This window comes from Pseudomonas sp. QE6 (genome assembly GCF_041379005.1).
GTDB lineage: Bacteria > Pseudomonadota > Gammaproteobacteria > Pseudomonadales > Pseudomonadaceae > Pseudomonas.
The window spans coordinates 5,175,832-5,197,482 of record NZ_CP166873.1; the positions used below are offsets into that span (position 1 = coordinate 5,175,832).

21 protein-coding genes are annotated in these 21,651 nt (G+C 64.8%); 6 read left to right on the forward strand and 15 right to left on the reverse strand.

The features are described 5' to 3' along the window. Window positions 1-159: 159 nt before the first annotated feature. The 4 genes from ACAW63_RS23650 to ACAW63_RS23665 are packed head-to-tail and all read right to left on the reverse strand — an operon-like array spanning window position 160 to window position 3,208. Entirely contained in the window at window positions 160-897 is a 738-nt protein-coding gene (locus ACAW63_RS23650) for an S-methyl-5'-thioinosine phosphorylase (RefSeq protein ID WP_371229443.1), read from the reverse strand. A gap of 9 nt (window positions 898-906) precedes the next feature. Further along, on the reverse strand, window positions 907-1,905 hold the full coding sequence (gene nagZ / locus ACAW63_RS23655; protein ID WP_371229445.1) for a beta-N-acetylhexosaminidase: 999 nt from the start codon (window positions 1,903-1,905) through the stop codon (window positions 907-909). 11 nt (window positions 1,906-1,916) lie between these two features. Next, window positions 1,917-2,441 carry a L,D-transpeptidase family protein gene (locus ACAW63_RS23660; protein WP_371229448.1) on the reverse strand — a complete coding sequence of 175 codons (525 nt, stop codon included), beginning with the start codon at window positions 2,439-2,441 and terminating at the stop codon, window positions 1,917-1,919. 56 nt (window positions 2,442-2,497) lie between these two features. Further along, window positions 2,498-3,208, reverse strand: coding sequence for a TetR family transcriptional regulator (locus ACAW63_RS23665; RefSeq protein WP_370599786.1), 711 nt, complete (start codon window positions 3,206-3,208; stop codon window positions 2,498-2,500). A 252-nt stretch (window positions 3,209-3,460) separates the two neighbouring features. On the opposite strand from ACAW63_RS23665, the gene lexA reads away from it, so the two are divergent. Together lexA and sulA are read left to right on the forward strand one after the other, a co-directional pair. Next, entirely contained in the window at window positions 3,461-4,075 is a 615-nt protein-coding gene (gene lexA / locus ACAW63_RS23670) for a transcriptional repressor LexA (protein WP_331319887.1), read from the forward strand. Between the two features lie 13 nt (window positions 4,076-4,088). Continuing rightward, window positions 4,089-4,562: an SOS-induced cell division inhibitor SulA gene (sulA, locus tag ACAW63_RS23675; protein WP_275611001.1), complete on the forward strand. Its 474-nt coding sequence runs from the start codon at window positions 4,089-4,091 to the stop codon at window positions 4,560-4,562. A gap of 42 nt (window positions 4,563-4,604) precedes the next feature. Here the strand turns inward: sulA and ACAW63_RS23680 are convergent, their stop codons facing one another. The 6 genes from ACAW63_RS23680 to fadB all read right to left on the reverse strand — a co-directional run bounded on the left by ACAW63_RS23680 (window position 4,605) and on the right by fadB (window position 12,010). Beyond that, window positions 4,605-4,844, reverse strand: coding sequence for a hypothetical protein (locus ACAW63_RS23680; RefSeq protein ID WP_275611000.1), 240 nt, complete (start codon window positions 4,842-4,844; stop codon window positions 4,605-4,607). A gap of 113 nt (window positions 4,845-4,957) precedes the next feature. Continuing rightward, complete coding sequence (locus ACAW63_RS23685) at window positions 4,958-5,479, reverse strand: DUF6586 family protein (protein WP_371229452.1); 522 nt, start codon at window positions 5,477-5,479, stop codon at window positions 4,958-4,960. A 68-nt stretch (window positions 5,480-5,547) separates the two neighbouring features. Then, window positions 5,548-8,154, reverse strand: a complete 2,607-nt coding sequence (gene topA, locus ACAW63_RS23690) for a type I DNA topoisomerase (RefSeq protein WP_343572742.1) — start codon at window positions 8,152-8,154, stop codon at window positions 5,548-5,550. 92 nt (window positions 8,155-8,246) lie between these two features. Further along, a complete protein-coding gene (locus ACAW63_RS23695) occupies window positions 8,247-8,510 on the reverse strand; it encodes a DUF1653 domain-containing protein (protein WP_370599789.1) in 264 nt (87 codons plus the stop codon). A 146-nt stretch (window positions 8,511-8,656) separates the two neighbouring features. Next, window positions 8,657-9,832, reverse strand: coding sequence for an acetyl-CoA C-acyltransferase FadA (fadA, locus tag ACAW63_RS23700; protein WP_331319889.1), 1,176 nt, complete (start codon window positions 9,830-9,832; stop codon window positions 8,657-8,659). 30 nt (window positions 9,833-9,862) lie between these two features. Then, window positions 9,863-12,010 carry a fatty acid oxidation complex subunit alpha FadB gene (fadB, locus tag ACAW63_RS23705; RefSeq protein ID WP_371229455.1) on the reverse strand — a complete coding sequence of 716 codons (2,148 nt, stop codon included), beginning with the start codon at window positions 12,008-12,010 and terminating at the stop codon, window positions 9,863-9,865. Window positions 12,011-12,518: 508 nt separating this feature from the next. Between fadB and ACAW63_RS23710 the strand changes: the two genes are divergently transcribed. Further along, window positions 12,519-13,325, forward strand: coding sequence for a hypothetical protein (locus ACAW63_RS23710; RefSeq protein WP_371229457.1), 807 nt, complete (start codon window positions 12,519-12,521; stop codon window positions 13,323-13,325). Window positions 13,326-13,330: 5 nt separating this feature from the next. On the opposite strand, the gene ACAW63_RS23715 is transcribed toward ACAW63_RS23710, so the two are convergent. Further along, window positions 13,331-13,765, reverse strand: a complete 435-nt coding sequence (locus ACAW63_RS23715) for a hypothetical protein (RefSeq protein WP_207884399.1) — start codon at window positions 13,763-13,765, stop codon at window positions 13,331-13,333. A gap of 71 nt (window positions 13,766-13,836) precedes the next feature. Between ACAW63_RS23715 and ACAW63_RS23720 the strand changes: the two genes are divergently transcribed. Then, window positions 13,837-14,277 carry a universal stress protein gene (locus tag ACAW63_RS23720; RefSeq protein WP_207884398.1) on the forward strand — a complete coding sequence of 147 codons (441 nt, stop codon included), beginning with the start codon at window positions 13,837-13,839 and terminating at the stop codon, window positions 14,275-14,277. Window positions 14,278-14,311: 34 nt separating this feature from the next. Here ACAW63_RS23720 and ACAW63_RS23725 read toward each other — a convergent pair whose 3' ends face one another. Both ACAW63_RS23725 and ACAW63_RS23730 read right to left on the reverse strand, forming a co-directional pair. Continuing rightward, window positions 14,312-14,998 carry a hypothetical protein gene (locus tag ACAW63_RS23725; protein ID WP_371229460.1) on the reverse strand — a complete coding sequence of 229 codons (687 nt, stop codon included), beginning with the start codon at window positions 14,996-14,998 and terminating at the stop codon, window positions 14,312-14,314. 62 nt (window positions 14,999-15,060) lie between these two features. After that, window positions 15,061-16,977 carry an ATP-binding cassette domain-containing protein gene (locus tag ACAW63_RS23730; protein ID WP_371229463.1) on the reverse strand — a complete coding sequence of 639 codons (1,917 nt, stop codon included), beginning with the start codon at window positions 16,975-16,977 and terminating at the stop codon, window positions 15,061-15,063. Between the two features lie 185 nt (window positions 16,978-17,162). On the opposite strand from ACAW63_RS23730, the gene ACAW63_RS23735 reads away from it, so the two are divergent. Both ACAW63_RS23735 and ACAW63_RS23740 read left to right on the forward strand, forming a co-directional pair. Continuing rightward, on the forward strand, window positions 17,163-19,088 hold the full coding sequence (locus ACAW63_RS23735) for a transglycosylase SLT domain-containing protein (RefSeq protein WP_371229466.1): 1,926 nt from the start codon (window positions 17,163-17,165) through the stop codon (window positions 19,086-19,088). Window positions 19,089-19,150: 62 nt separating this feature from the next. Next, window positions 19,151-19,531, forward strand: coding sequence for a lysozyme inhibitor LprI family protein (locus ACAW63_RS23740; protein WP_371229469.1), 381 nt, complete (start codon window positions 19,151-19,153; stop codon window positions 19,529-19,531). A gap of 211 nt (window positions 19,532-19,742) precedes the next feature. Here the strand turns inward: ACAW63_RS23740 and ACAW63_RS23745 are convergent, their stop codons facing one another. Together ACAW63_RS23745 and ACAW63_RS23750 are read right to left on the reverse strand one after the other, a co-directional pair. Further along, complete coding sequence (locus ACAW63_RS23745; protein WP_371229472.1) at window positions 19,743-20,552, reverse strand: MOSC domain-containing protein; 810 nt, start codon at window positions 20,550-20,552, stop codon at window positions 19,743-19,745. Between the two features lie 167 nt (window positions 20,553-20,719). Next, on the reverse strand, window positions 20,720-21,649 hold the full coding sequence (locus tag ACAW63_RS23750; protein WP_275610987.1) for a chemotaxis protein CheV: 930 nt from the start codon (window positions 21,647-21,649) through the stop codon (window positions 20,720-20,722). Window positions 21,650-21,651: the final 2 nt, after the last annotated feature.

Sequence of the window (21,651 nt, forward strand, 5' to 3'; positions counted from 1 at the left end):
CGTTATACGCCAGGGGCACTTCCGTGTTCGGCGAACTCATGAGCGACGCTTCACTATGAACAGTCCCCTCTCCCGCATGGGGGGGAGGGTCAGGGTGAGGGGCTTTTGATCTCGTAGAAGCGACGGGGGCGCCCAGCCTTGCCCGCGAAAGCCCGATCGTCAGCTCACCAACACGCGCCCCAGCACCTCGCGCACCTTGCCGATGCCTTCGTGCAACGCCTGCTCGATCTCGGCCATGGTAATGATCCCGCTGGACTTGCCAGCCGCTGGATTCACCACCAGCGACAGGCAGGCATAGGGCAGTTCCAGCTCACGGGCCAGCGCGGCTTCCGGCATGCCGGTCATGCCGACGATGTCGCAGCCGTCGCGCTCCAGCTTGGCAATCTCCGCCACGGTTTCCAGGCGCGGCCCCTGGGTTGCGGCATAGACGCCATGGCTGCTGTGCGGATAGCCCAGCGCCTGCAGCGCGGTGATCAGCTTCTGACGCAGCGGCTCGTCATAGGGGTGGCTGAAATCGATGTGGGTGACGTGATCGATATCACCGGCGAAGTAGGTGTGCTCGCGCCCCCAGGTGTAGTCGACGATCTGGTGCGGCACGCAGAGATGGCCGCTGCCCATGGCCGCATGGATACCGCCCACCGCATTGACCGCCAGCACCGCCTCGGCGCCGGCCTGCTGCAACGCCCAGAGGTTGGCGCGGTAGTTCACCTGATGCGGCGGGAAGCGGTGCGGATGGCCATGGCGAGCGAGGAACAGCACCTCGCGGCCGGCGAACTCACCACGCTGGACGGCTGCCGAGGGCGCGCCGTAGGGCGTATCCAGCGCGATGGAGTCCTTCAGGGTCAGGCCTTCCAGCTGGGTCAGGCCGGTACCGCCGATGATGGCGTAGACAGTCATGGCAAATCCTTAGTCAATCAATTGTGCGGCGCGCAATTCGCCGACGGCCTGCTGCCAGCGCGGCAGCTGCTTGTACTCGGTACCCGGCCAGGCCTTGGCGCGCATGCGTTGCAGGCGCTGCGGCGCAGTCACCTTCAGGCGCTGCAGGGCGCTCAGGGCCAGTTCGGCGGAAGCGCGGTCGTTGCACACCAGGCCCATGTCGCAGCCAGCGCTCAGCGCGGCCTCGATACGATTGGCGGCATCGCCCACCACGTGGGCGCCTGCCATCGACAGGTCGTCGCTGAAGATCACCCCGTCAAAGCCCAACTCGCCACGCAGGATGTCCTGCAGCCAGCGACGGGAGAAGCCGGCGGGGTTCGGATCGACCTGCGGGTAGATCACGTGGGCCGGCATCAGCGCGTCCAGCTCGCCGGACAGGCGCTGGAACGGCACCAGGTCGACCGCGCGGATCTGCTCCAGCGTGCGCTCGTCTTCCGGGATGCCCACGTGGGAATCCATTTCCGCCCAGCCGTGACCGGGGAAGTGCTTGCCGGTGGCGGCCATGCCGGCGGCGTGCATACCGCGAATGAAGGCGCCGGCCAGCGCAACCGCGCGCTCGGGATTGCCCTCGAAGGCACGGCTGCCGACCACGGCGCTGCGCTGGTGATCCAGGTCCAGCACCGGGGCAAAGCTCAGGTCCAGCCCTACCGCCAACACCTCGGTCGCCATCAGCCAGCCGCACTGCTCGGCCAGGCGTTCGGCATTGGCGTTGTCGGCGATGGCACGCATCGCCGGCAGGCGCAGGAAACCCTGGCGCAGGCGCTGCACGCGGCCGCCTTCCTGGTCCACCGCCAGCAGCAGGTCGGGGCGCACCGCGCGGATGGCCGCCATCAGTTCGCGAACCTGGCGCGGCGATTCGATGTTGCGGGCGAAGATGATCAGCCCACCCACTTCCGGGTGGCGCAGGATCTGGCGGTCCTCGGCGGTGAGCCAGGTACCGCCGATGTCGAGCATCAGGGAGCCTTGCATGTGCATTCCTTTCAATTGAGTTGCGCCGCCTGCCAGCCAGGGCAAGCGGCCTCTTCGATACGGACCCGGCAATGGAGGGGAACCCGGGGAAAGAGTTCCAGCAGATCGTCATTGCGCAGGCGGATACAGCCATGGGACAGCGGCACGCCCATGGGCTCGCAGTCAGGCGTGCCGTGCAGGTAGATATAACGGCGGAAGGTGTCGACCTCGCCCATCCGGTTACGCCCCGCCTCGCAGCCGCTGAGCCAGAGGATGCGCGTGAGAATCCAGTCGCGGCCGGGAAACTCATCGTGCAACGCCGGGCTCCAGACCTCGCCGGTCCAGCGCCGGCCCTTGAGCACCGCGCCCCTGGGCAGGCCGTCGCCGATGCGCGCGCGAACCTGGTGCAGGCCACGGGGCGTGCAACCGGAGCCGCTTCGCTCGCCTGCGCCATTGGCCGCCGTGGAGATCGGCAGGCGCACGCGCAGCTGCTCCCCGGCAAAGCCGTAGAGCATCTGATCGGACAGGGAAATATGGAGGAGATCAAGGTCAGCCATGGCCGGCTACTTTAGCCGATCAGGCCTGCACCGCCCAGAGTGACACCGGGCGTCGTTCAGACCTTGGCCGGGGCGGCGCTCGACTTGCTGCGCGGCTTGAGCTGCGCACCCGCCAGCGAAGGATCGCTGACACCGCTGTCGGCGCGCATCCCGGCGGCCAGGAACGGCACCATCAGGCGCATCACCTGCTCGATGGAGGTGTTCACGCCGAAATCGTTCTCGGCCATGGCGCGCAGCGCCTTGATGCCGGACATGCTGAATACCGCGGTACCCAGCATGAAGTGCACGCGCCAGAACAGTTCCAGCGGCGGCAGACGCGGCGCGGCTTCGTGCACCAGCAGCATGTAGCGGCGGAACACCTTGCCGTAGACCTCTTCGAGGTACTTGCGCAGGTGGCCCTGGCTCTGGCTGAAGGCGAGACCGAGCAGGCGCATGAAGATGGACAGGTCATTGCCGCTGCGCGGCTTCACTGCCATGGCCTGGACGACCAGCAGCTCCAGCAGCTCTTCCAGGGTGGCGCGCGGCGCATCAGGCTTGGCCTGGCGGCGATCCAGCTCCTTTTCGAGACTCATGCAGAACGGGCCGAGGAAGCGCGAGAAGACCGCCTGGATCAGCGCCTTCTTCGAGCCGAAGTGATAGTTCACCGCCGCGAGGTTCACCCCCGCCTTGCTGGTGATCAGACGCAAAGAAGTCTCAGCGAAGCCTTTCTCCGCGAACAGCTGTTCCGCAGCATCCAGGATGCGTTCGACGGTTTCCGACTGGGCCATGGCTACTCCGCCTGACAAACACTTGTTTGAAACATACGTTTCAGCCTCGCGCATTGTCAAGCAAAGTGCGACAGATTGTTAACAAAAACATGGGCAATGCGACGAGGTGAGTTCAATTTCAGCAAGACGCTTGCCAGCCCGCACAGGTTACATCCTCGACCGCTACGCCGACAGCCGTGCGAAATTAGTCATTGCCAGGGCGCCTCCACTGTATATAATTCCAGTCACTGTATAAAAAGCCAGAGTATGGACATGCTGAAGCTGACGCCGCGCCAAGCCGAGATTCTCGCTTTCATAAAACGCTGCCTGGAAGACAACGGTTATCCGCCCACCCGCGCGGAAATCGCCCAGGAACTCGGCTTCAAATCGCCCAACGCCGCCGAGGAGCACCTCAAGGCCCTCGCCCGCAAAGGCGCGATCGAGATGACCCCGGGTGCCTCCCGCGGCATCCGCATCCCCGGCTTCGAACCCAAGGCCGCCGCCAACGAAGACGAACTGCCGATCATCGGTCGCGTCGCCGCCGGCGCTCCGATCCTCGCCGAGCAGAACGTCGACGACACCTGCCGCATCAACCCCACCTTCTTCAACCCGCCGGCCGACTACCTGCTGCGCGTACGCGGGCAAAGCATGAAGGACGTCGGCATCCTCGACGGCGACCTGCTCGCCGTGCACGTCACCCGCGAAGCGCGCAACGGCCAGATCGTGGTCGCCCGCCTCGGCGAGGAAGTCACGGTAAAGCGCTTCAAGCGCGAAGGCAGCAAGGTCTGGCTGATCGCCGAGAACCCCGAGTTCGCCCCCATCGAGGTCGACCTCAAGGAACAGGAACTGGTCATCGAAGGCTTGAGCGTCGGCGTGATCCGTCGCTGAACAGGAGACATCCATGCAGTACCCGCAGCCGCTGAACCTGCCGCAACTCCCGCTGTTCCAGGAAGCACTCTGGGCGAGTGGTACTGCTCCCTTGCTTCCGGAGCTAATGGAAGACGAACCCGCCGACGACGAGAGCGCCTTCAGCGAGATCGCCCTGCGCGGCCTCCCCGGCCAGTGCCTGACGCTGCTGGCGCCGATGCTCCGCGAGCTGAGCGAGGAAAGCGATTCCCGCTGGCTGACGCTGATCGCCCCGCCCTCCAGCCTGACCCCGGACTGGCTGCGCAAGGCCGGCCTGAACCGCGAGCGCATCCTGCTGCTGCCGGCGCGCGACCAGGCAGCCGCCCAAGCCTTGGCCTGCGAGGCGCTGCGCCTGGGCAACAGTCATACGGTCGTAAGCTGGCTGAATCTCAACGCCAAGGCGCGCACGCAACTGTCCCGCGCCGCCGTTGCCGGTCAGGCGCAGAGTCTGAACATTCGTCTGGGATGAGGGAGAGGCTTCGCCGCGAACGCCGCGAAGCCGGAACGAGCCTTAGTGCAGGACGCGCGGACCTTCGTCGTCCATGCTCATGTCGCCACCTTCGGCGAGACGGCCGGCCATCTGCACGCCGACATTGAACATCGCCTTGGCGATTTCGATGTGCTGGCCCTGCAGGAAGCCCTTGGCATCAGCGGAAAATTCCAGGGTCACCAGCGACTCCTCATCATCCGCGCGACGCAGCACGATACGCCCGTCAGGCAGCTCTACGATTTCCAGAAATGAGGTTGGCATAGCGAAGGTTCTCCACAGCAGAACCCGTAGTGTAACAGTCACATTCGCTACACCCTAGCGCAACATTCCGCCAGCCGACCGGACGGTCGCAGCGCTGCGTATCAGAGCACCAGTCAGAGCTCGGTCAGCGAAGCGCGGAAGCGCAGCACCAGCTCTTTCAGGGACTTGCGCCAGGCTTCGAGCTCTTCGTTGCCCAGTTCGACCGCTGCCTCTTCATCGACATTCACCGCCTGGATCAGCGGCTGGGTCGGGTCGACCTTGGCTTTCTTCGGTTCGCTCGGTGGCTGGAACAAGGCAGCGTAGGCAGCCAGCAGGCGCCCCAGCCAGGCTTCGGACGATTGCGCCAGCTCGACCATTTCCGCCAGCTCCGGGCTCGGGGCGGCGGCCAGCACCTCGGCGTTCAGCAGCATCTCGACGCGCGGCGCACCGGCCTCGGGCAGGCGATAGTAGCCGGCGATCTCATGGGCCACGCCCAGAACCGCACCGTAGAGGTGAAACAGCGCCGCTTCGCGCTCGGACTGGATACGCGCCTGGGCGTTCATCGCGCGCGCCGCTTCGGCATTGCGCCAGGCTTCCAGGGCAAGGCCGGCGAAGAACAGCTTCTGGTTGGTGCGGGTATAGAGTTCGTTCGCCATGGCCAGGCCCTCCGGCATTACACGTCGGCAGTATAAGCACGCCCCGCCTCAGCGGGGCGCGCCTTCCATCAGCGCTTGTCTTCGACCTTCCACTTGCCGCCGTCGAAGAACGCACGCCAGCCGGTGGGCTTGCCTTCAACCTCGGACTGTACGTACTGCTCCTTGGTCTTGCGGCTGAAGCGGATTACCGCCGGGCGGCCATCCGGGTCTTTCGCCGGAGCGGCGAGCAGGAAGTGGTACTTCGGGTCCAGCTCGTCCTTGTGCGGCACCAGCTCGCTGACTAGCGGAGCGCGGGTCTCGCGGTTCTTCGGGAACTGGCTGGCGGCCAGGAACAGGCCGGAAGCGCCGTCACGCAGAACGTAGATGTCGTCCACCTTCTCGCACTTGAGCTCCGGCATGCGGATGGCGTCCATCTTCGGCGGCGCAGGCTCGCCGTTCTTCAGCAGCTTGCGGGTGTTCTTGCAGGTCGGGTTGGTGCAGCCGAAGAACTTGCCGAAGCGGCCGGTCTTGAGCTGCATCTCGCTGCCGCACTTGTCGCATTCCAGGCTCGGACCTTCGTAGCCCTTGATGCGGTACTGGCCTTCTTCGATTTCGTAGCCGGCGCAATCCGGGTTGTTGCCGCAGATATGCAGCTTGCGCTTCTCGTCGACCAGGTAGGCGTCCATCGCGGTGCTGCAGATCGGGCAGCGGTGCTTGCCACGCAGTACGCGGGATTCGGATTCGCCTTCGTCATCCGCGGCGATTTCATCGCCCGGAATCAGGTTGATCGTGGCCTTGCAGCGCTCTTTCGGCGGCAGGCTGTAGCCCGAGCAGCCGAGGAACACGCCGGTGGAGGCGGTACGGATCATCATTGGCCGACCGCACTCGCGGCAGGGGATGTCGGTCAGGGTCGGCTGGTTGGCGCGCATGCCGTCGTTGGCGGCTTCGGCCAGGTCGAGCTTCTTGCGGAAGTCGCCATAGAACTCGTCCAGCAGGTGTTTCCAGTCGCGCTCGCCCTGGGCCACGTCATCGAGGTGCTCTTCCATGCCGGCGGTGAAGCCGTAGTCCATCAGATTGGAGAAGCTCTCGTTGAGGCGGTCGGTGACGATGTCGCCCATCTTTTCCGCGTAGAAGCGGCGGTTGTGGGTGGTGACGTAGCCGCGCTCCTGGATGGTGGAGATGATCGCCGCGTAGGTGGACGGACGGCCGATGCCGCGCTTTTCCAGCTCCTTGACCAGGCTGGCTTCGGAGAAGCGCGCCGGCGGTTTGGTGAAGTGCTGGCTCGGATCGAGCTTGAGCAGCTTCATGGCCTCGCCCTGGTTCATCTCCGGCAGGACGTCGTCCTCGCCCGGCTTGCTCTGCTGCGGCAGCACCTTGGTGTAACCGTCGAACTTGAGGATGCGGCCCTTGGCGCGCAGCTCGAAGTCACCGGCGGCGACGCTGACGGTGGTGGACAGGTATTCCGCCGGCGGCATCTGGCAGGCCACGAACTGACGCCAGATCAGGTCATACAGGCGCTCGGCGTCGCGCTCCATGCCCGACAGCTGGGTCGGACGCAGGTTGACGTCGGAAGGACGAATCGCTTCGTGCGCTTCCTGGGCGCCTTCCTTGCTGGAGTAGAAGTTCGGCTTGGCCGGCAGGTATTTCTTGCCGAACTCGCTGTCGATGAAGCCGCGCACCATGTCGATGGCGTCGGCCGACAGGTTGGTCGAGTCGGTACGCATATAGGTGATGTAGCCGGCCTCGTAGAGACGCTGGGCCATCATCATGGTCTTCTTCACCCCGAAGCCCAGGCGGTTGCTCGCGGCCTGCTGCAGGGTGGAGGTGATGAACGGCGCCGAGGGCTTGCTGGAAGTCGGCTTGTCCTCGCGCTTGGAGACGCTGTAGCTGGACGCCTTGAGCTTCTCCAGGGCGGCCATGGCCTGGGCTTCGTTCAGCGGCTTGAAGGCTTCGCCCTTCTCGCGCACCACTTCGAAGCGGACCTTGTCGTTCTTCGGCGTGCCGAGGTCGGCATGCACTTCCCAGTATTCCTCGGGGACGAAGGCGCGGATCTCGCGCTCGCGCTCCACCACCAGCTTCACGGCGACGGATTGCACGCGGCCGGCGGACAGGCCGCGGGCGATCTTGGCCCACAGCAGCGGCGAGACCATGTAGCCCACCACGCGGTCGAGGAAGCGGCGCGCCTGCTGGGCATTCACGCGGTTGATGTCCAGCTCGCCGGGCTGGGAGAAGGCCTCCTGGATGGCCTTCTTGGTGATTTCGTTGAAGACCACGCGCTTGTAGCGCGAGTCGTCGCCGCCGATGGCCTCGCGCAGGTGCCAGGCAATGGCCTCCCCTTCGCGGTCCAAGTCGGTTGCGAGATAGATGGTGTCGGCATCCTTGGCCAGGCGGCGCAGCTCTTCGATCACCTTTTCCTTGCCGGGCAGGATCTCGTACTTGGCCTTCCAGCCGTGCTCCGGGTCGACGCCCATGCGGGTGAAGAGCTGGCGCTTGGCCTTCTCCTTCGGCGACAGGGCCGGTGCCTCGGCAGCGGTCTTGCGTCCCTTGGCCGCAGGCTCCTTCGAAGCGGAAGAGCCGCTGGTGGGCAGGTCGCGGATGTGGCCGATGCTCGACTTCACCACGTACTGGTTGCCCAGGTACTTGTTGATGGTCTTGGCCTTGGCCGGTGATTCCACGATGACCAGCGATTTACCCATGGATCGGAAGATTCCTGCGTCGAAAAGATGAATTAATAAGGAGGGAGGCGCTTGGAGCGGCACCGCTATATATAGTGGCGGTCACGCCAAGGTCAAGCTCGGGTTTCGCCGGACGGACCGCTCTGGAGACCCAGCGGATCGTTTTCCACACTGACCAGGGCGAAGCGCGGAACCTTCTCGCCATTCACTTCCACCGCCTCGGTGAACATGCTCAGCGGACGCACCCAGAGGCCGAACTCACCGTACAAGGCCTGGTAGATCACCAGCGTTTCCTCGGTCTCGGAATGCCGTGCCACGCCAAGCACACGGTACTGCTGCCCCTTGTAGTGTCGATACAGTCCGGTCTGCAGTTGCATGGGTCGTCCTCTTGCGGCTGGCAGAAAAAAGGCCGCGATTGTCCACGTTGCCCTCGCCCCCGGCAACTCCCACCGGCAGGGCCGAAAAACGAAAGCCGGGGCACAAGGCCCCGGCTCGTCCATCTTCGACAGCTTAGACGGGATCGTCAGATGCGTTCGAAGACGGTGGTGATGCCCTGGCCGAGGCCCACGCACATGGTGGACACGCCCAGGGTACCGCCGTTCTGCTTCATCACGTTCAGCAGGGTGCCGGAGATACGCGCACCGGAGCAGCCGAACGGGTGACCCAGGGCGATGGCGCCGCCGTGCAGGTTGACCTTCTCTTCCATCTTGTCGAGGAGCTTGAGGTCCTTCAGCACCGGCAGGGCCTGTGCAGCGAAGGCTTCGTTGAGCTCTACGAAGTCGATGTCGTTGATGGTCAGGCCGGCGCGCTTGAGCGCCTTGTTGGTCGACGGAACCGGGCCGTAGCCCATGATCGCCGGATCGACACCGGCAACCGCCATGGCGCGAACCACGGCCATCGGCTGGATGCCCAGGTCCTGGGCGCGCTGGGCGCTCATCACGATCATGCAGGACGCGCCGTCGGTGATCTGCGAGGAAGTACCCGCGGTCACGGTGCCGCCCTTGGGGTTGAACGCCGGCTTGAGGGCAGCCAGGCTTTCCAGGGTGGTGTCCGGACGGATGGTTTCGTCGAAGTCGAAGACCTTCAGGAAGCCGTTCTCGTCGTAGCCTTCCATCGGGATGATTTCGTCTTTGAACTTGCCTTCCTGGGTCGCTTTCCAGGCCAGCTGGTGCGAACGCACGCCGAACTTGTCCTGGGCTTCGCGGGTGATGCCGTGCATCTTGCCCAGCATTTCGGCGGTCAGGCCCATCATGCCGGAGGCCTTGGCGGCGTACAGCGACAGATGCGGGTTCGGGTCGACGCCGTGCATCATGCCGACGTGGCCCATGTGTTCCACGCCGCCAATGACGAAGACGTCGCCGTTGCCAGTCTGGATCGCCTGGACGGCGGTGTGCAGGGCGCTCATGGACGAGCCGCACAGGCGGCTGACGGTCTGGCCGGCACTGGTGTGCGGGATCTGGGTCATCAGCGACGCCATGCGCGCGATGTTCCAGCCCTGCTCCAGAGTCTGGTTCACGCAGCCCCAGATCACGTCCTCGACTTCCGCCGGGTCGATCTTCGGGTTGCGCTCCAGGAGCTTGCTGATCAGGTGCGCGGACATGGTCTCCGCGCGGGTGTTACGGTGCATGCCACCCTTCGAACGGCCCATCGGGGTGCGGCCGAAGTCGACAATGACGGCGTCTCTCGGATTCAGGCTCATAAATTCACTCTCGCTCTATTCGTTGCGCACTCAACCGAAGAACTTCTGGCCGTTCTTGGCCATTTCACGCAGCTTCGCGGTCGGGTGGTACAGCGCACCCAGGTCGGCGTACTTGTCGGCCAGGGCGACGAATTCGGCCACACCGATGGAGTCGATGTAACGCAGGGCACCGCCACGGAAGGGAGGGAAGCCGATGCCGTAGATCAGGCCCATGTCGGCCTCGGCAGCGGTCTCTACGATGCCGTCTTCCAGGCAGCGCACGGTTTCCAGGCACAGCGGGATCATCATGTAGTTGATGATGTCCTCGTCGGTCAGCTCGCGCTCTTCGACCACGATGGACTTCAGCAGCTCATAGGCCTGCGGATCGGAGACTTTCTTCGGCTTGCCGCGCTTGTCGGTCTCGTAGGCGTAGAAGCCCTTGCCGTTCTTCTGGCCCAGGCGGTTGGCCTCGTACATCACGTCGACGGCGGTCTTGCCTTCCACCGCCATGCGGTCCGGGAAGCCTTCAGCCATCACGTCGCGGCCGTGGTGGCCGGTGTCGATGCCGACCACGTCGGACAGGTAGGCCGGGCCCATGGGCCAGCCGAACTTCTCCATGATCTTGTCGATGCGCACGAAGTCCACGCCGAAGCCCAGCAGCTTGGAGAAGCCGCCGAAGTACGGGAACAGCACGCGGTTGACCAGGAAGCCGGGGCAGTCATTCACCACGATGGGGTTCTTGCCCATCTTCTTGGCGTAGGCCACGGTGGTGGCGACGGCGACGTCGCTGGACTTCTCGCCACGGATGACTTCGACCAGCGGCATCATGTGCACCGGGTTGAAGAAGTGCATGCCGACGAAGTTCTGCGGACGCTTGAGCGCCTTGGCCAGCAGGTTGATGGAGATGGTGGAGGTGTTGGATGCGAGAACCGCATCTTCCTTCACCACGCCTTCAACTTCGGCCAGGACGATCTGCTTGACCTTCGGGTTCTCGACCACGGCTTCGACGACGATGTCGACGTTGCCGAAGTCGCCGTAGGACATGGTCGGGCGAATGGCGTTCAGGGCCTCGGCCATCTTCGCCGGGGTCATGCGGCCTTTCTCGACGCGCTTACCCAGCAGCTTCGAGGCTTCGTTCAGACCCATCTGGATACCCTCTTCGCGGATATCCTTCATCAGGATCGGAGTGCCCTTGGAAGCGGACTGGTAGGCGATGCCGCCACCCATGATGCCGGCGCCCAGTACGGCGGCCAGTTTCACGTCCTTGGCGATCTCGTCGTACTGCTTGGCCTTCTTCTTCAGGTCCTGGTCGTTGAGGAACAGGCCGATCAGGCTTTCGGCGACCGAGGTCTTGGCCAGTTTCACGAAGCCCTGGGCTTCGATTTCCAGCGCCTTGTCACGACCGAAGTTGGCGGCCTTCTGGATCGACTTGATGGCTTCGACCGGAGCCGGGTAGTTCGGGCCGGCCTGGCCAGCAACGAAGCCCTTGGCGGTTTCGAAGGCCATCATCTGCTCGATGGCATTCAGCTTGAGCTTTTCCAGCTTCGGCTGACGGCGGGCCTTGTGATCCAGCTCGCCGGCGATGGCGCGCTTGACCAGGTCCAGGGCGGCGGCTTGCAGTTGCTCCGGCGCCACGACGGCGTCGACGGCGCCGACTTTCAGCGCGTCTTCAGCCTTGTTTTCCTTGCCCGAAGCGATCCACTCGACCGCATTGTCGCAGCCGATGATGCGCGGCAGGCGCACGGTGCCGCCGAAGCCCGGGTAGATGCCCAGCTTCACTTCCGGCAGGCCGACCTTGGCGGTGGCGCTCATGACACGGAAGTCGGCGGCCAGGCACATTTCCAGACCGCCGCCCAGGGCGATGCCGTTGATCGCGGCCACGGTCGGAACGTTCAGGTCTTCGAAGTCGCTGAAGATCTTGTTGGCTTCGAGGTTGCCGGCCAGCAGCTCTTCGTCGGGCAGCTTGAAGTTGTCGACGAACTCGGTGATGTCGGCGCCGACGATGAATACGCCCTTGCCGCTGGTCACGATCACGCCCTTGACGGACGCATCGGCCTTGATGGTATCGACTGCTTGGCGCAGTTCATTCAGGGTGAGTCGGTTGAACTTGTTGACGGACTCGCCCTTGAGGTCGAAATTCAGCTCGACGATGCCGCTCTCAAGAGCCTTAACCGTGATGGCTTTACCTTGGTAAATCATCAACTGATCTCCACGCTAGGGAAGCTTGAAATCACACGTCGGACGCCGTGTATCGAGACCGCCCGGCAGTCGCCGAGGATAGTCCCAAAGCTGGCGGCACACCCGCCGACGCGATAGCCGGGGCGTTCTGTCCGAGTCGTCGCACGTGGCAAACGCTCGATTCATACGCCCGTTTGATTTGGGTGCGCCCACCTTCTAGGAAAAGCCGTTGCTTGTCAATCGGCGAGACGCAACAGTCGCAAAGCGGCCGGGACGTCTGGGCCGGAGCATTCAGCAAGCTCACCCTCCTCTATTCACCACGCCTATCGTGACAATCTGCATCTGGCACCTGCGTGCCGGAAAACTCGGTATGCAACTGTTCAAACGCAGGAGCGCACGTTAGAGTCCGACGGCAATGGCGATCTGCCTGCTGCCGCCGGACGAAAGGACACCCCCGCCGGCCAGCCGGACCGTCTGGAACCTGTGGAACACAACAACAAGAAGCCCATGGCTCCAAGGAGATGGAACGATGACAAGCCGTTCGCTTGTACGTCTGTTGTCTGCGCTCGCGCTCACCGCCCTTCCCCTCTTCGCCGCGGCCGATGCCGCCAGCGACCTGCTCAGCCTCCATCAGATGCGCCTGGCTGCCCAACGCAGCCTTGGCGATTTCTTCATGTTCAATGCGATGGAAGGCGACCAGAAATACGCCAGGCTGGTCGAGGCCTCGTCACGGAATGCCGGCGAGGCGCTGGGCAAGCTGGGGACCATGCCCGGCAACGAATCCACGAAACTCAAGGCGCAACTGCAGGACCAGTGGAAAGGCTATGCGACCCAATTGCAGGCGCTGACCGGCGCGCTGGACAAGAGCGGCTATACCGACCTGCAACCGGTGGCCGACCTCGCCACGCAGAACCGCAAACTGCTGGACACCGCCGACCAGCTCTACGCCAGGATTCAGGATGAAAGCGGCAGCAAGGTCCCGCCGCTGACCCAGCAGACCCGCGAGCAGAGCCTGCTGATGCAGGACATCGCGGTGGACTACGCCTCGCGCAACGCCTCGGTCGGCGCGAGCTTCTTCGGCGGTGGCGAGGAACGCCCGCTGGATGATCTGGCCAACCGCTTCGCGATCAACCTGGTGAAGCTGCAGCAGGCGCCGCAGACCACGCCTGAGATCGGCAAGGCGCTGCGTTCAGTGGCCATCAAGTGGCACTACATCGAGAAGTCGCTGCAGAACTACAACAAGAACAGCGTGCCGTTCCTGATCAACAAGTACTCGGACCGCATCATCGAAGACCTGGAGGCCGTTTCCAGCCTCTACGCCGCGCAGCAGAGCTGATCGTTTCAGGCATGCTGTTTGAGGAAATCGGCGACCCGTTGCAGGTCGCCGCTGTCGCCCCGCTCGCCCCAGTACAGTGCCAGGAACTGGGGCGTTGCCTCGACCATGTAGACATCCTTCGGCAGGCCGGCCAGCGCCTGGGCCAGTTCGCCCGTGGCGCTCGCCTCGCGCCAGCGGTCCAGCCAGACACCCGGCTCGCTCTGCCAATAGCACCAGACATCACGGTTCCGGCCACGGGCGCGGTGATACTGCGCGCACTGGCGCGGCGGCTGTCGCTCCATCCAGTGCGGCCACTCCTGGCGCGCGATCTGCATGGCCAGCCCCAGGCGCCGCGCCTGCAGGCGCAGGTCCATCTGCCCACGCTGGCCCCGCGAGGGAATCAGCCAGGTCAGCGGGCTGAGCACCAGCGCAATGAGCAGGATCACCATCCAAACGGTCATATCAGGTATACCGGTCAAACATGGCCAATCAGGCCATACTGATACTAACAAGTCCCCCGGAGGAGACGCTCATGCCTTACCAACACATTCTGGTCGCCGTCGACCTTACCGAGGAATGCGATCCGGTGATGAAGCGAGCCGTTGCGCTGGCCAAGGCCAACGACGCCCGGCTCTCGGCGGTGCATGTCGTCGAGCCCATGGCCATGGCCTTCGGCGGTGATGTGCCGATGGACCTGTCGATGCTGCAACAGCAGCAGTTCGACCAGGCCAAGGAGCGCCTGCACCAGTTCACCCTCACCTACTCGGAAATCACCAGTTCCCAGTGCCACCTGGTCTACGGCCAGCCGCGCCAGGAAATCCATCGCCTGGCCGATGAGCAGGGCTGCGACCTGATCGTGGTCGGCAGCCACGGCCGGCATGGCCTCGCCCTGCTACTGGGCTCCACCGCCAACGACGTGCTGCACGGCGCACCGTGCGATGTGCTTGCGGTACGCCTGCAGAAGACCAGCTGAACCACACGGCGGGCCCTTCGGGGCCCGCTTCGCATCAGGTCCCGAGCACGTCTCCGCTCATCAGCAGCGGACGCACCTTCTGCAACTGCGCCTCCAGCGAATAGCTCATGCTCGACGCCATGGAGAAGAAGCTGAGGAAGGCCTTCAGGTTCGAGTCGCTCTCGCAGGTTTCGTGGATGCGCTGCCAGAACGCCTGATTCACCAGCTGCAACTGCTGGAACTGCTTCACCAGCCCCTTCAGCTCCCAGTCCGCATGCCGTCCTTCGCGGAAATTGAAGTACTGCCGCATCAGGTACAGCGACACCGCGCGCAGGATGAACTCCTGGTTGCTGGCGAACGGCAGGTGCTGCTGCGCCATGGGCTTGAGCCTGCCCAGCAGCGGGCAGGCGCTGGTCGCCATGATCACCCCGAGCAGCGCGCGCAGGCCCTCCTCCAGGCCCACGTGCTTGATGTACTCACGCTCGGGCGTACGCACTTGCACTGAGGCCTTCTTGAAGGCCGGCAGTCCGCGGAAATCCTCGATCACCCGGTGCAGGTCCACCGCTGCGGGGCAATGGCTGTACTGCTGCGCACTCAGCGGGCAGTTGCTGCACTGGTTGTAGTCCAGACGAGTCCAGCGCGGAGCCTGGGCGGCGGTCTGCGGGTCGTAACGTCGATCCAGTTCGATGCGGTAGCTGAACTCGTGCTCATCATCCAGGGTGATGCGGTATTCGATTGCCATTCGGCCGTCCCTAACAGTCTTTGATCAGCAATACGCACGGGCACACCGCCGGGCCGAACGGATCACTCTTCCAGTTCGGCCCAGCGTTCTATCAGCCGGTCCAGCTCTTCCTGCAGGGAGCTCAGGCGCGCCAGGGCGGCCTGGGTTTCGCCCTGCGGGCGCTGGTAGAAGTCCGGCGATGCGGTTTCTTCCTGCAGTGCAGCCAGTTCCGCCTCCAGGGCGTCGATCTGCCCGGGGATGGCTTCCAGCTCGCGCTGCAGCTTGTAGCTGAGCTTCTTCTTCGGCGCCGCCACTTCAGCCGGTGCGCCGGTTGCCACAACGGGCTGCGCGGGGGCAGGTTCGGCAGCGAGCTTGTCGGCCTTCTCCTCACCTACGCCCAGCAACTTGGGCGAACCGCCCTGGCGCAGCCAGTCCTGATAGCCGCCGACGAATTCGCGTACACGCCCTTCGCCTTCGAACACCAGGGTGCTGGTCACCACGTTGTCGAGGAAGGCCCGGTCGTGGCTGACCATCAGCACGGTGCCGTCGAAGCTCAGCAGCACCTCTTCCAGCAGTTCCAGGGTTTCCACGTCGAGGTCGTTGGTCGGTTCGTCCAGCACCAGCAGGTTGGCCGGCTTGCTGAACAGCTTCGCCAGCAACAGACGTGCCCGTTCGCCACCCGAAAGCGCCTTCACCGGGGTGCGGGCGCGTTGCGGGGAGAACAGGAAGTCGCCCAGGTAACTGAGCACATGGCGATTCTGCCCGTTGATGGTGATGAATTCGCGGCCTTCGGAAATGTTGTCGATGACCGTCTTTTCCGGCTCCAGCTGGTGACGCAGCTGGTCGAAATAGGCCACTTCCAGTCGGGTGCCTTCCTTGATCGAACCGGAAGTCGGCTGCAGGTTGCCCAGCAGCAGCTTGAGCAGGGTGGTCTTGCCGGTACCGTTGGCGCCCAGCAGGCCGATGCGGTCGCCGCGTTGCAGCACCAGGGAGAAATCTCGCACCAGCGACGGGCCGCCCGGATGGTGGAAGCCGACGTTCTCGGCGACGATCACCTGCTTGCCGGACTTCTCTGCCGACTCCAGCTGGAAGCTGGCCTTGCCCTGGCGCTCGCGGCGCTCGGCACGCTCGTTGCGCATCGCCTTCAGCGCGCGCACGCGGCCTTCGTTACGGGTACGGCGGGCCTTGATGCCCTGGCGAATCCACACTTCCTCCTGGGCCAGGCGCTTGTCGAACAGCGCGTTGGCGGTCTCTTCGGCCGCCAGCTCCTGCTCCTTATGCACCAGGAAGCTGGCGTAGTCGCCGTCCCAGTCGATCAGGTGGCCGCGGTCCAGTTCGAGGATGCGGGTGGCCACGGCCTGCAGGAAGGCGCGGTCGTGGGTGATGAAGAGTACGGCGCCGGGGAAGTCCGCCAGGGCATTTTCCAGCCAGGCGATGGCGCCGATGTCCAGGTGGTTGGTCGGCTCGTCCAGCAGCAGCAGGTCCGGCTCGGCCACCAGCGCCTGGGCCAGCAGCACACGGCGGCGCCAGCCACCGGAGAGCTCGGCGAGGGTCTTGTCGGCCGGCAGTTGCAGGCGGCTAAGGGTGGTGTCCACCAGTTGGCCGAGGCGCCAGCCGTCGCGGGCCTCCAGCTCCTGCTGGACGCGGGCCAACTTGGCCAGGTCGTCCTCGTTCTCGATGTGCAGGCTCAGGTGGTGGTAGCGCGCCAGCAGCTCGCCGACTTCGGCCAGGCCTTCGGCGACCACGTCATAGACGGTACGGTCGTCGGCGCGCGGCAGCTCCTGGGGCAGTTCGCCGATCTTCAGCGCCGGCGCACGCCAGATGTCGCCGTCGTCGGGCTTCTGCTCGCCCTTCACCAGCTTGAGCATGCTCGACTTGCCGGTGCCGTTGCGGCCGATGACGCAGACCCGCTCACCCCGGGCGATCTGCCAGGACACCTTGTCCAACAAGGGCGTAGTGCCAAAGGCAAGGGACACATCGGTGAACTTCAGCAGGGTCATGGGGCATCTCCACAAGCAGGGCGCGCAGTTTACGGGAAAGCGCGGAAAAGTCAGAGGGTTGCAAGTAATCGTCGATTCCCCCGCAGCCACCAAGAGCGACGCTTTCACCACCCCGGCGCAACGGCTAAGCTACCGGCAGCGGCGCGAGCCATCGCCCGCCCTCGGATCATCATCACGGAAGTGCCATGCGCGGTCGTCTTTTCACACTGTTGTCCTGTTTCATCCTCAGCCTGTCCGCCCAGACGGCCAACGCAGCGTCCCTGTCCCAGCAGCGCCAGATGTACGACGAGGCGCAAAAAGCCCTCGCCCGCAATGACAGCGGCCCCTATTTCCGCTACCAGTCGGCGCTCGCCGATTATCCGCTGGAACCCTACCTGGCCTACGACGAGCTGACCAACCGCCTGAAAAGCGCCAGCAACGCCGAAATCGAGCGCTTCATCAGCGAGCATGGCGACCTGCCGCAGATCAACTGGCTGAAGCTGCGCTGGATGCGCCAGTTGGCCGACCGCGGCGACTGGGCCACCTTCGTCACCTATTACGACCCGAAGATGAACTTCACCGAGCTGGACTGCCTCTACGGCCAGTACCAGCTCGGCCACGGCACTAAGGCCGAGGGCTACGCCACCGCCGAGAAGCTCTGGCTGGTGGGCAAGCCGCAGCCCGACGCCTGCGACACCACCTTCGCCATGTGGCAGGCCGACGGCCAGCTCACCGAGGAGAAAGTCTGGAAGCGCCTGAAGCTGGCCGCCGAGGCCCGCAACTATGGTCTGGCCACGGTCCTGTCGAAACGCCTGCCCACCCTCGGCAGCCAGGGTGCGCTGATGGTCAACGTGGCGCAGAATCCCTCGCAGGTCAGCCAGACCACTCGCTTCACCACCCGCGACCATGCCACCGCCGATGTGGTCGGCCTGGGGCTGCGCCGCCTGGCCAAGCAGGACCCGGAAAAGGCCATCGGCCTGCTCGATTACTACAGCTCGGTGCTGCCCTTCTCCAGCGACGAGAAAGTCTCCATCGCCCGCGAGATCGGCCTGAGCCTGGCGCGCAGCTACGATTCCCGTGCCCTGCCGCTGATGGAGAAGTACGACCCGAAGCTGCGCGACAACACCGTCACCGAATGGCGCCTGCGCCTGCTGCTGCGCCTGGGGCGCTGGGAAGACGCCTACGAGCTGACCCGGGCACTGCCGCCGGAACTGGCCGACACCAACCGCTGGAAATACTGGCAGGCGCGCTCGCTGCAACTGGCGCAGCCGCAGAACCAGCAGGCCATCAGCCTGTACCGGCCGGTGGCCGATGAGCGCGACTTCTATGGTTTTCTCGCTGCCGACCGGATCAACGCGCCCTACCACCTGAACAACCGGCCCGTCTCGCCCGACGCCGGCACCCTGCTGCGCGTGCGCAACGCCCCCTGTACCCGCCGGGCCCTGGAGTTCTATGCCCGCGGCGAGATCATCAACGCACGCCGCGAGTGGTACCACGCCGCCCGGCACCTGAGCCACGACGAGCTGCTGGCCCAGGCGAAGATCGCCTACGACATGCAGTGGTACTTCCCGGCGATCCGCGCCATCAGCCAGGCCAAGTACTGGGACGATCTGGACATCCGCTTCCCCATGGCCCATCGCAACACCCTGGTTCGCGAGGCGCGCAACCGTGGCCTGCATTCCAGCTGGGTGTTCGCCATCACCCGCCAGGAGAGCGCCTTCATGTCCGATGCACGCTCGGGCGTCGGCGCCACCGGCCTGATGCAGCTGATGCCGGGCACCGCCAAGGAAACCGCGAAGCGCTTCGGCATTCCGCTGGCCTCGCCGCAGCAGCTGATCGTGCCGGACCTGAACATCCAGCTCGGCGCCGCCTACCTCAGCCAGGTGCACGCCCAGTTCAACGGCAACCGCGTGCTGGCCACCGCCGCCTACAACGCCGGCCCCGGGCGCGTACGTCAGTGGCTGAAGGATGCGCGTCACCTGGCCTTCGACGTCTGGGTGGAAACCATCCCGTTCGACGAGACCCGCACCTATGTGCAGAACGTGCTGTCCTACGCGGTGATCTACGGGCAGAAGCTCAACGCACCGCAGCCCATCGTCGACTGGCACGAACGCTTCTTCGACGAACTTTGACCCACTCCCCGCCCGGTACCCGCCGGGCGGTTTTTCATCCCCTCAAGGAAAAGGAAATTCCCATGCGCAAAACCCTGCTGTCCCTCACTGCCCTGACCTCTGGCCTGCTCTGCGCAGGCCACGCCCTGGCGGCCTGCGAGAAGCCGCGCAACGCCTTCGACAGCGTCTACTGCCTGAGCACTGAATACGCCCAGGTCGACCGTGAGCTGAACCAGGAATTCGGCACCCTGCGCAAGCTGCTCAACGATGGCCAGAAGGCCGCGCTGAAGAAGAGCCAGCTCGCCTGGATCAAGGACCGCGACGCCCAGTGCAGCTACGAGCGCGACGGCGGTTACTTCGTCAACCTGCAGTGTGCGGTGGACAAGACCCAGGAGCGCCTGGGCGTGCTGCGCGAGCGGGAGCGCGAGTGCCAGAGCACCGGATGCGTCGAGGCCAAGCTGTAAGACGAGAGCCGTTGGCCACGCCTGACGATGGCGTGGCCAACGGCGTCGGTCTGACGGCCAGCAGCCACAAACGGTTGCAGGCTACCTGCAGGAGCGAGCTTGCTCGCGAACAAACCCACCGGCAGCTCTGGCGTTGGGCGGTTCGCGAGCAAGCTCGCTCCTACAAATGATCCCCAGCGCAGGGATTTGGGCGCGGCGACCTGGCCCTGCCCTACTCCAGAACTTCCACATCCATCCCCACACGCAGCTCGCCGCTGTTCAGGGCGATCAGGTTCTGCCCAAACAGCGCCTCGCCGTTGACGTTGCGGTACTGGAGCAGCGTCGCCAGCGGCTGACGGTCCGGGTCGCGCCCGCCAGTCAGCGGGTCGATGGTGGTGAGGATGCAGCGCGCGCAAGGCTTGGCCACCTTGAAGGTGACGTCACCGATGCGGATGCGTTTCCAACCGTCCTCGGCGAAAGGTTCGGCGCCGGCCACCACCAGGTTCGGGCGGAAGCGCAGCATCTCCAGTGGGCGCCCGACCTTGGCGGAAAGGTCGTCCAAGGAGCCCTGACCGATCAGCAGCAGCGGGAAGCCATCGGCGAAATGCACCTGCTCGCCCGGCTCGGCGTAGGCGGTATCCACCTGCCGCGCCCGTTGCTCGGGCATCTGCACCAGGCGCACCTCGCGACCTAGGAAAGTGCTCAGCCACTGGGCAGCGACATCGCCGGCATCCGGCACCTGCAGCATGTCGCGCCAGATGAGCACGCCGCGCAGGTTGTCGTCGCGGCCCGGCACGCTCACCAGCAGGTCGTCCATGCCCGGAGCGCGCAGGCGCAGAGCGGCGAAACCATCCTGCCAGCGCGCCTCGATACGGCCCATCTGCGGCAGCAGGCGCTGGGTCAGGAATCGGCCATTGGCGGCCTCGACCACCATCCAGCGGCGGTCACCCTCCAGGCCCAGCGCGTCCAGGCGGATCGACTGCAAGGGCTCGTTGGCGGTGGATTTGACCGGGTAGCGGTAGAGCTCGCTGAGCGTGAACATCGGTGGCTTCCTTTCAGACGACGAAAGCGACCTTATACGGGGTGGGACGGGCGTCTAGCAATGGCAACGAACTGTAGGAGCGAGCTTGCTCGCGAACGCTTTTCGCCTGACTCATTGGCATCAGGCGGTTCGCGAGCAAGCTCGCTCCTACAAGGGATCAGCCGGCGTCAGGCCGGGACTTTCTGCAACCGCCGGCGAACCACTTCCACCAACTGGTCCGGCTGGAACTTGGAGAGGAAGTCATCGCAGCCAACCTTCTTCACCATGGCATCGTTGAAGCTGCCCGACAGCGAGGTGTGCAACACCACGTAGAGGTCACGCAGGCGCGGATCGTTGCGGATCTCCGTGGTCAGGCGGTAGCCGTCCATTTCCGGCATCTCGGCGTCGGTGAACACCATCAGCAGCTTCTCCTCCATGTCCTGCCCCTCGTCCGCCCAACGCTTGAGCTGCTGCAAGGCGCGCAGGCCATCGGTGGCCACGTGCAGGCGCAGGCCGAGCTGGGTCAGGGTGTCGCGCAGCTGGGCGATGGCCACGCTGGAGTCGTCCACCACCAGCACTTCCCTGCCTCGGGTACGTTCGAGCAGCTCGTCGTCCAGACGTTCGGCGGAAACCCGGGTGTTCATCGGCACGATCTCGGCCAGCACCTTTTCCACGTCGATGATCTCCACCAGGCGGTCGTCCACCTTGGTGATCGCGGTCAGGTAATGCTGCCGGCCGGCGCCACCGGGCGGCGGCTGCACCGCCTCCCAGTTGAGGTTGAGGATGCGCTCCACCCCGCCGACCAGGAAGGCCTGCACCGAACGGTTGTACTCGGTGACGATGATGGTGCTGCTGGCATCCGGCACCAGCGCGCGCATGCCGATGGCGCGGGACAGGTCGATCACCGGCAGGGTCTGCCCGCGCAGGTTGATCACCCCGCAGATCATCGGGTGACGCTGCGGGATGAGGGTCAGACGCGGCAGCTGCAGGACTTCCTGCACCTTGAACACGTTGATCGCGAACTGCTGCCGTCCGGCCAGGCGGAAGACGAGGATCTCCAGGCGGTTCTGTCCCACCAGCTGGGTGCGCGAATCGACGCTGTCGAGAATACCGGCCATGC

Excerpts from the sequence above, each read along its gene's own strand:
- ACAW63_RS23660 (WP_371229448.1), bottom strand. The coding sequence starts at position 2,441 with ATGGCTGACCTTGATCTCCTCCATATTTCCCTGTCCGATCAGATGCTC.
- ACAW63_RS23735 (WP_371229466.1), top strand. The coding sequence starts at position 17,163 with ATGCGCGGTCGTCTTTTCACACTGTTGTCCTGTTTCATCCTCAGCCTG.
- sulA (WP_275611001.1), top strand. The coding sequence starts at position 4,089 with ATGCAGTACCCGCAGCCGCTGAACCTGCCGCAACTCCCGCTGTTCCAG.
- topA (WP_343572742.1), bottom strand. The coding sequence starts at position 8,154 with ATGGGTAAATCGCTGGTCATCGTGGAATCACCGGCCAAGGCCAAGACC.
- ACAW63_RS23710 (WP_371229457.1), top strand. The coding sequence starts at position 12,519 with ATGACAAGCCGTTCGCTTGTACGTCTGTTGTCTGCGCTCGCGCTCACC.
- ACAW63_RS23730 (WP_371229463.1), bottom strand. The coding sequence starts at position 16,977 with ATGACCCTGCTGAAGTTCACCGATGTGTCCCTTGCCTTTGGCACTACG.
- ACAW63_RS23740 (WP_371229469.1), top strand. The coding sequence starts at position 19,151 with ATGCGCAAAACCCTGCTGTCCCTCACTGCCCTGACCTCTGGCCTGCTC.
- ACAW63_RS23720 (WP_207884398.1), top strand. The coding sequence starts at position 13,837 with ATGCCTTACCAACACATTCTGGTCGCCGTCGACCTTACCGAGGAATGC.
- ACAW63_RS23665 (WP_370599786.1), bottom strand. The coding sequence starts at position 3,208 with ATGGCCCAGTCGGAAACCGTCGAACGCATCCTGGATGCTGCGGAACAG.
- ACAW63_RS23680 (WP_275611000.1), bottom strand. The coding sequence starts at position 4,844 with ATGCCAACCTCATTTCTGGAAATCGTAGAGCTGCCTGACGGGCGTATC.
- ACAW63_RS23695 (WP_370599789.1), bottom strand. The coding sequence starts at position 8,510 with ATGCAACTGCAGACCGGACTGTATCGACACTACAAGGGGCAGCAGTAC.
- ACAW63_RS23750 (WP_275610987.1), bottom strand. The coding sequence starts at position 21,649 with ATGGCCGGTATTCTCGACAGCGTCGATTCGCGCACCCAGCTGGTGGGA.
- fadA (WP_331319889.1), bottom strand. The coding sequence starts at position 9,832 with ATGAGCCTGAATCCGAGAGACGCCGTCATTGTCGACTTCGGCCGCACC.
- ACAW63_RS23685 (WP_371229452.1), bottom strand. The coding sequence starts at position 5,479 with ATGGCGAACGAACTCTATACCCGCACCAACCAGAAGCTGTTCTTCGCC.
- ACAW63_RS23715 (WP_207884399.1), bottom strand. The coding sequence starts at position 13,765 with ATGACCGTTTGGATGGTGATCCTGCTCATTGCGCTGGTGCTCAGCCCG.
- ACAW63_RS23745 (WP_371229472.1), bottom strand. The coding sequence starts at position 20,552 with ATGTTCACGCTCAGCGAGCTCTACCGCTACCCGGTCAAATCCACCGCC.
- ACAW63_RS23725 (WP_371229460.1), bottom strand. The coding sequence starts at position 14,998 with ATGGCAATCGAATACCGCATCACCCTGGATGATGAGCACGAGTTCAGC.
- lexA (WP_331319887.1), top strand. The coding sequence starts at position 3,461 with ATGCTGAAGCTGACGCCGCGCCAAGCCGAGATTCTCGCTTTCATAAAA.
- fadB (WP_371229455.1), bottom strand. The coding sequence starts at position 12,010 with ATGATTTACCAAGGTAAAGCCATCACGGTTAAGGCTCTTGAGAGCGGC.
- nagZ (WP_371229445.1), bottom strand. The coding sequence starts at position 1,905 with ATGCAAGGCTCCCTGATGCTCGACATCGGCGGTACCTGGCTCACCGCC.
- ACAW63_RS23650 (WP_371229443.1), bottom strand. The coding sequence starts at position 897 with ATGACTGTCTACGCCATCATCGGCGGTACCGGCCTGACCCAGCTGGAA.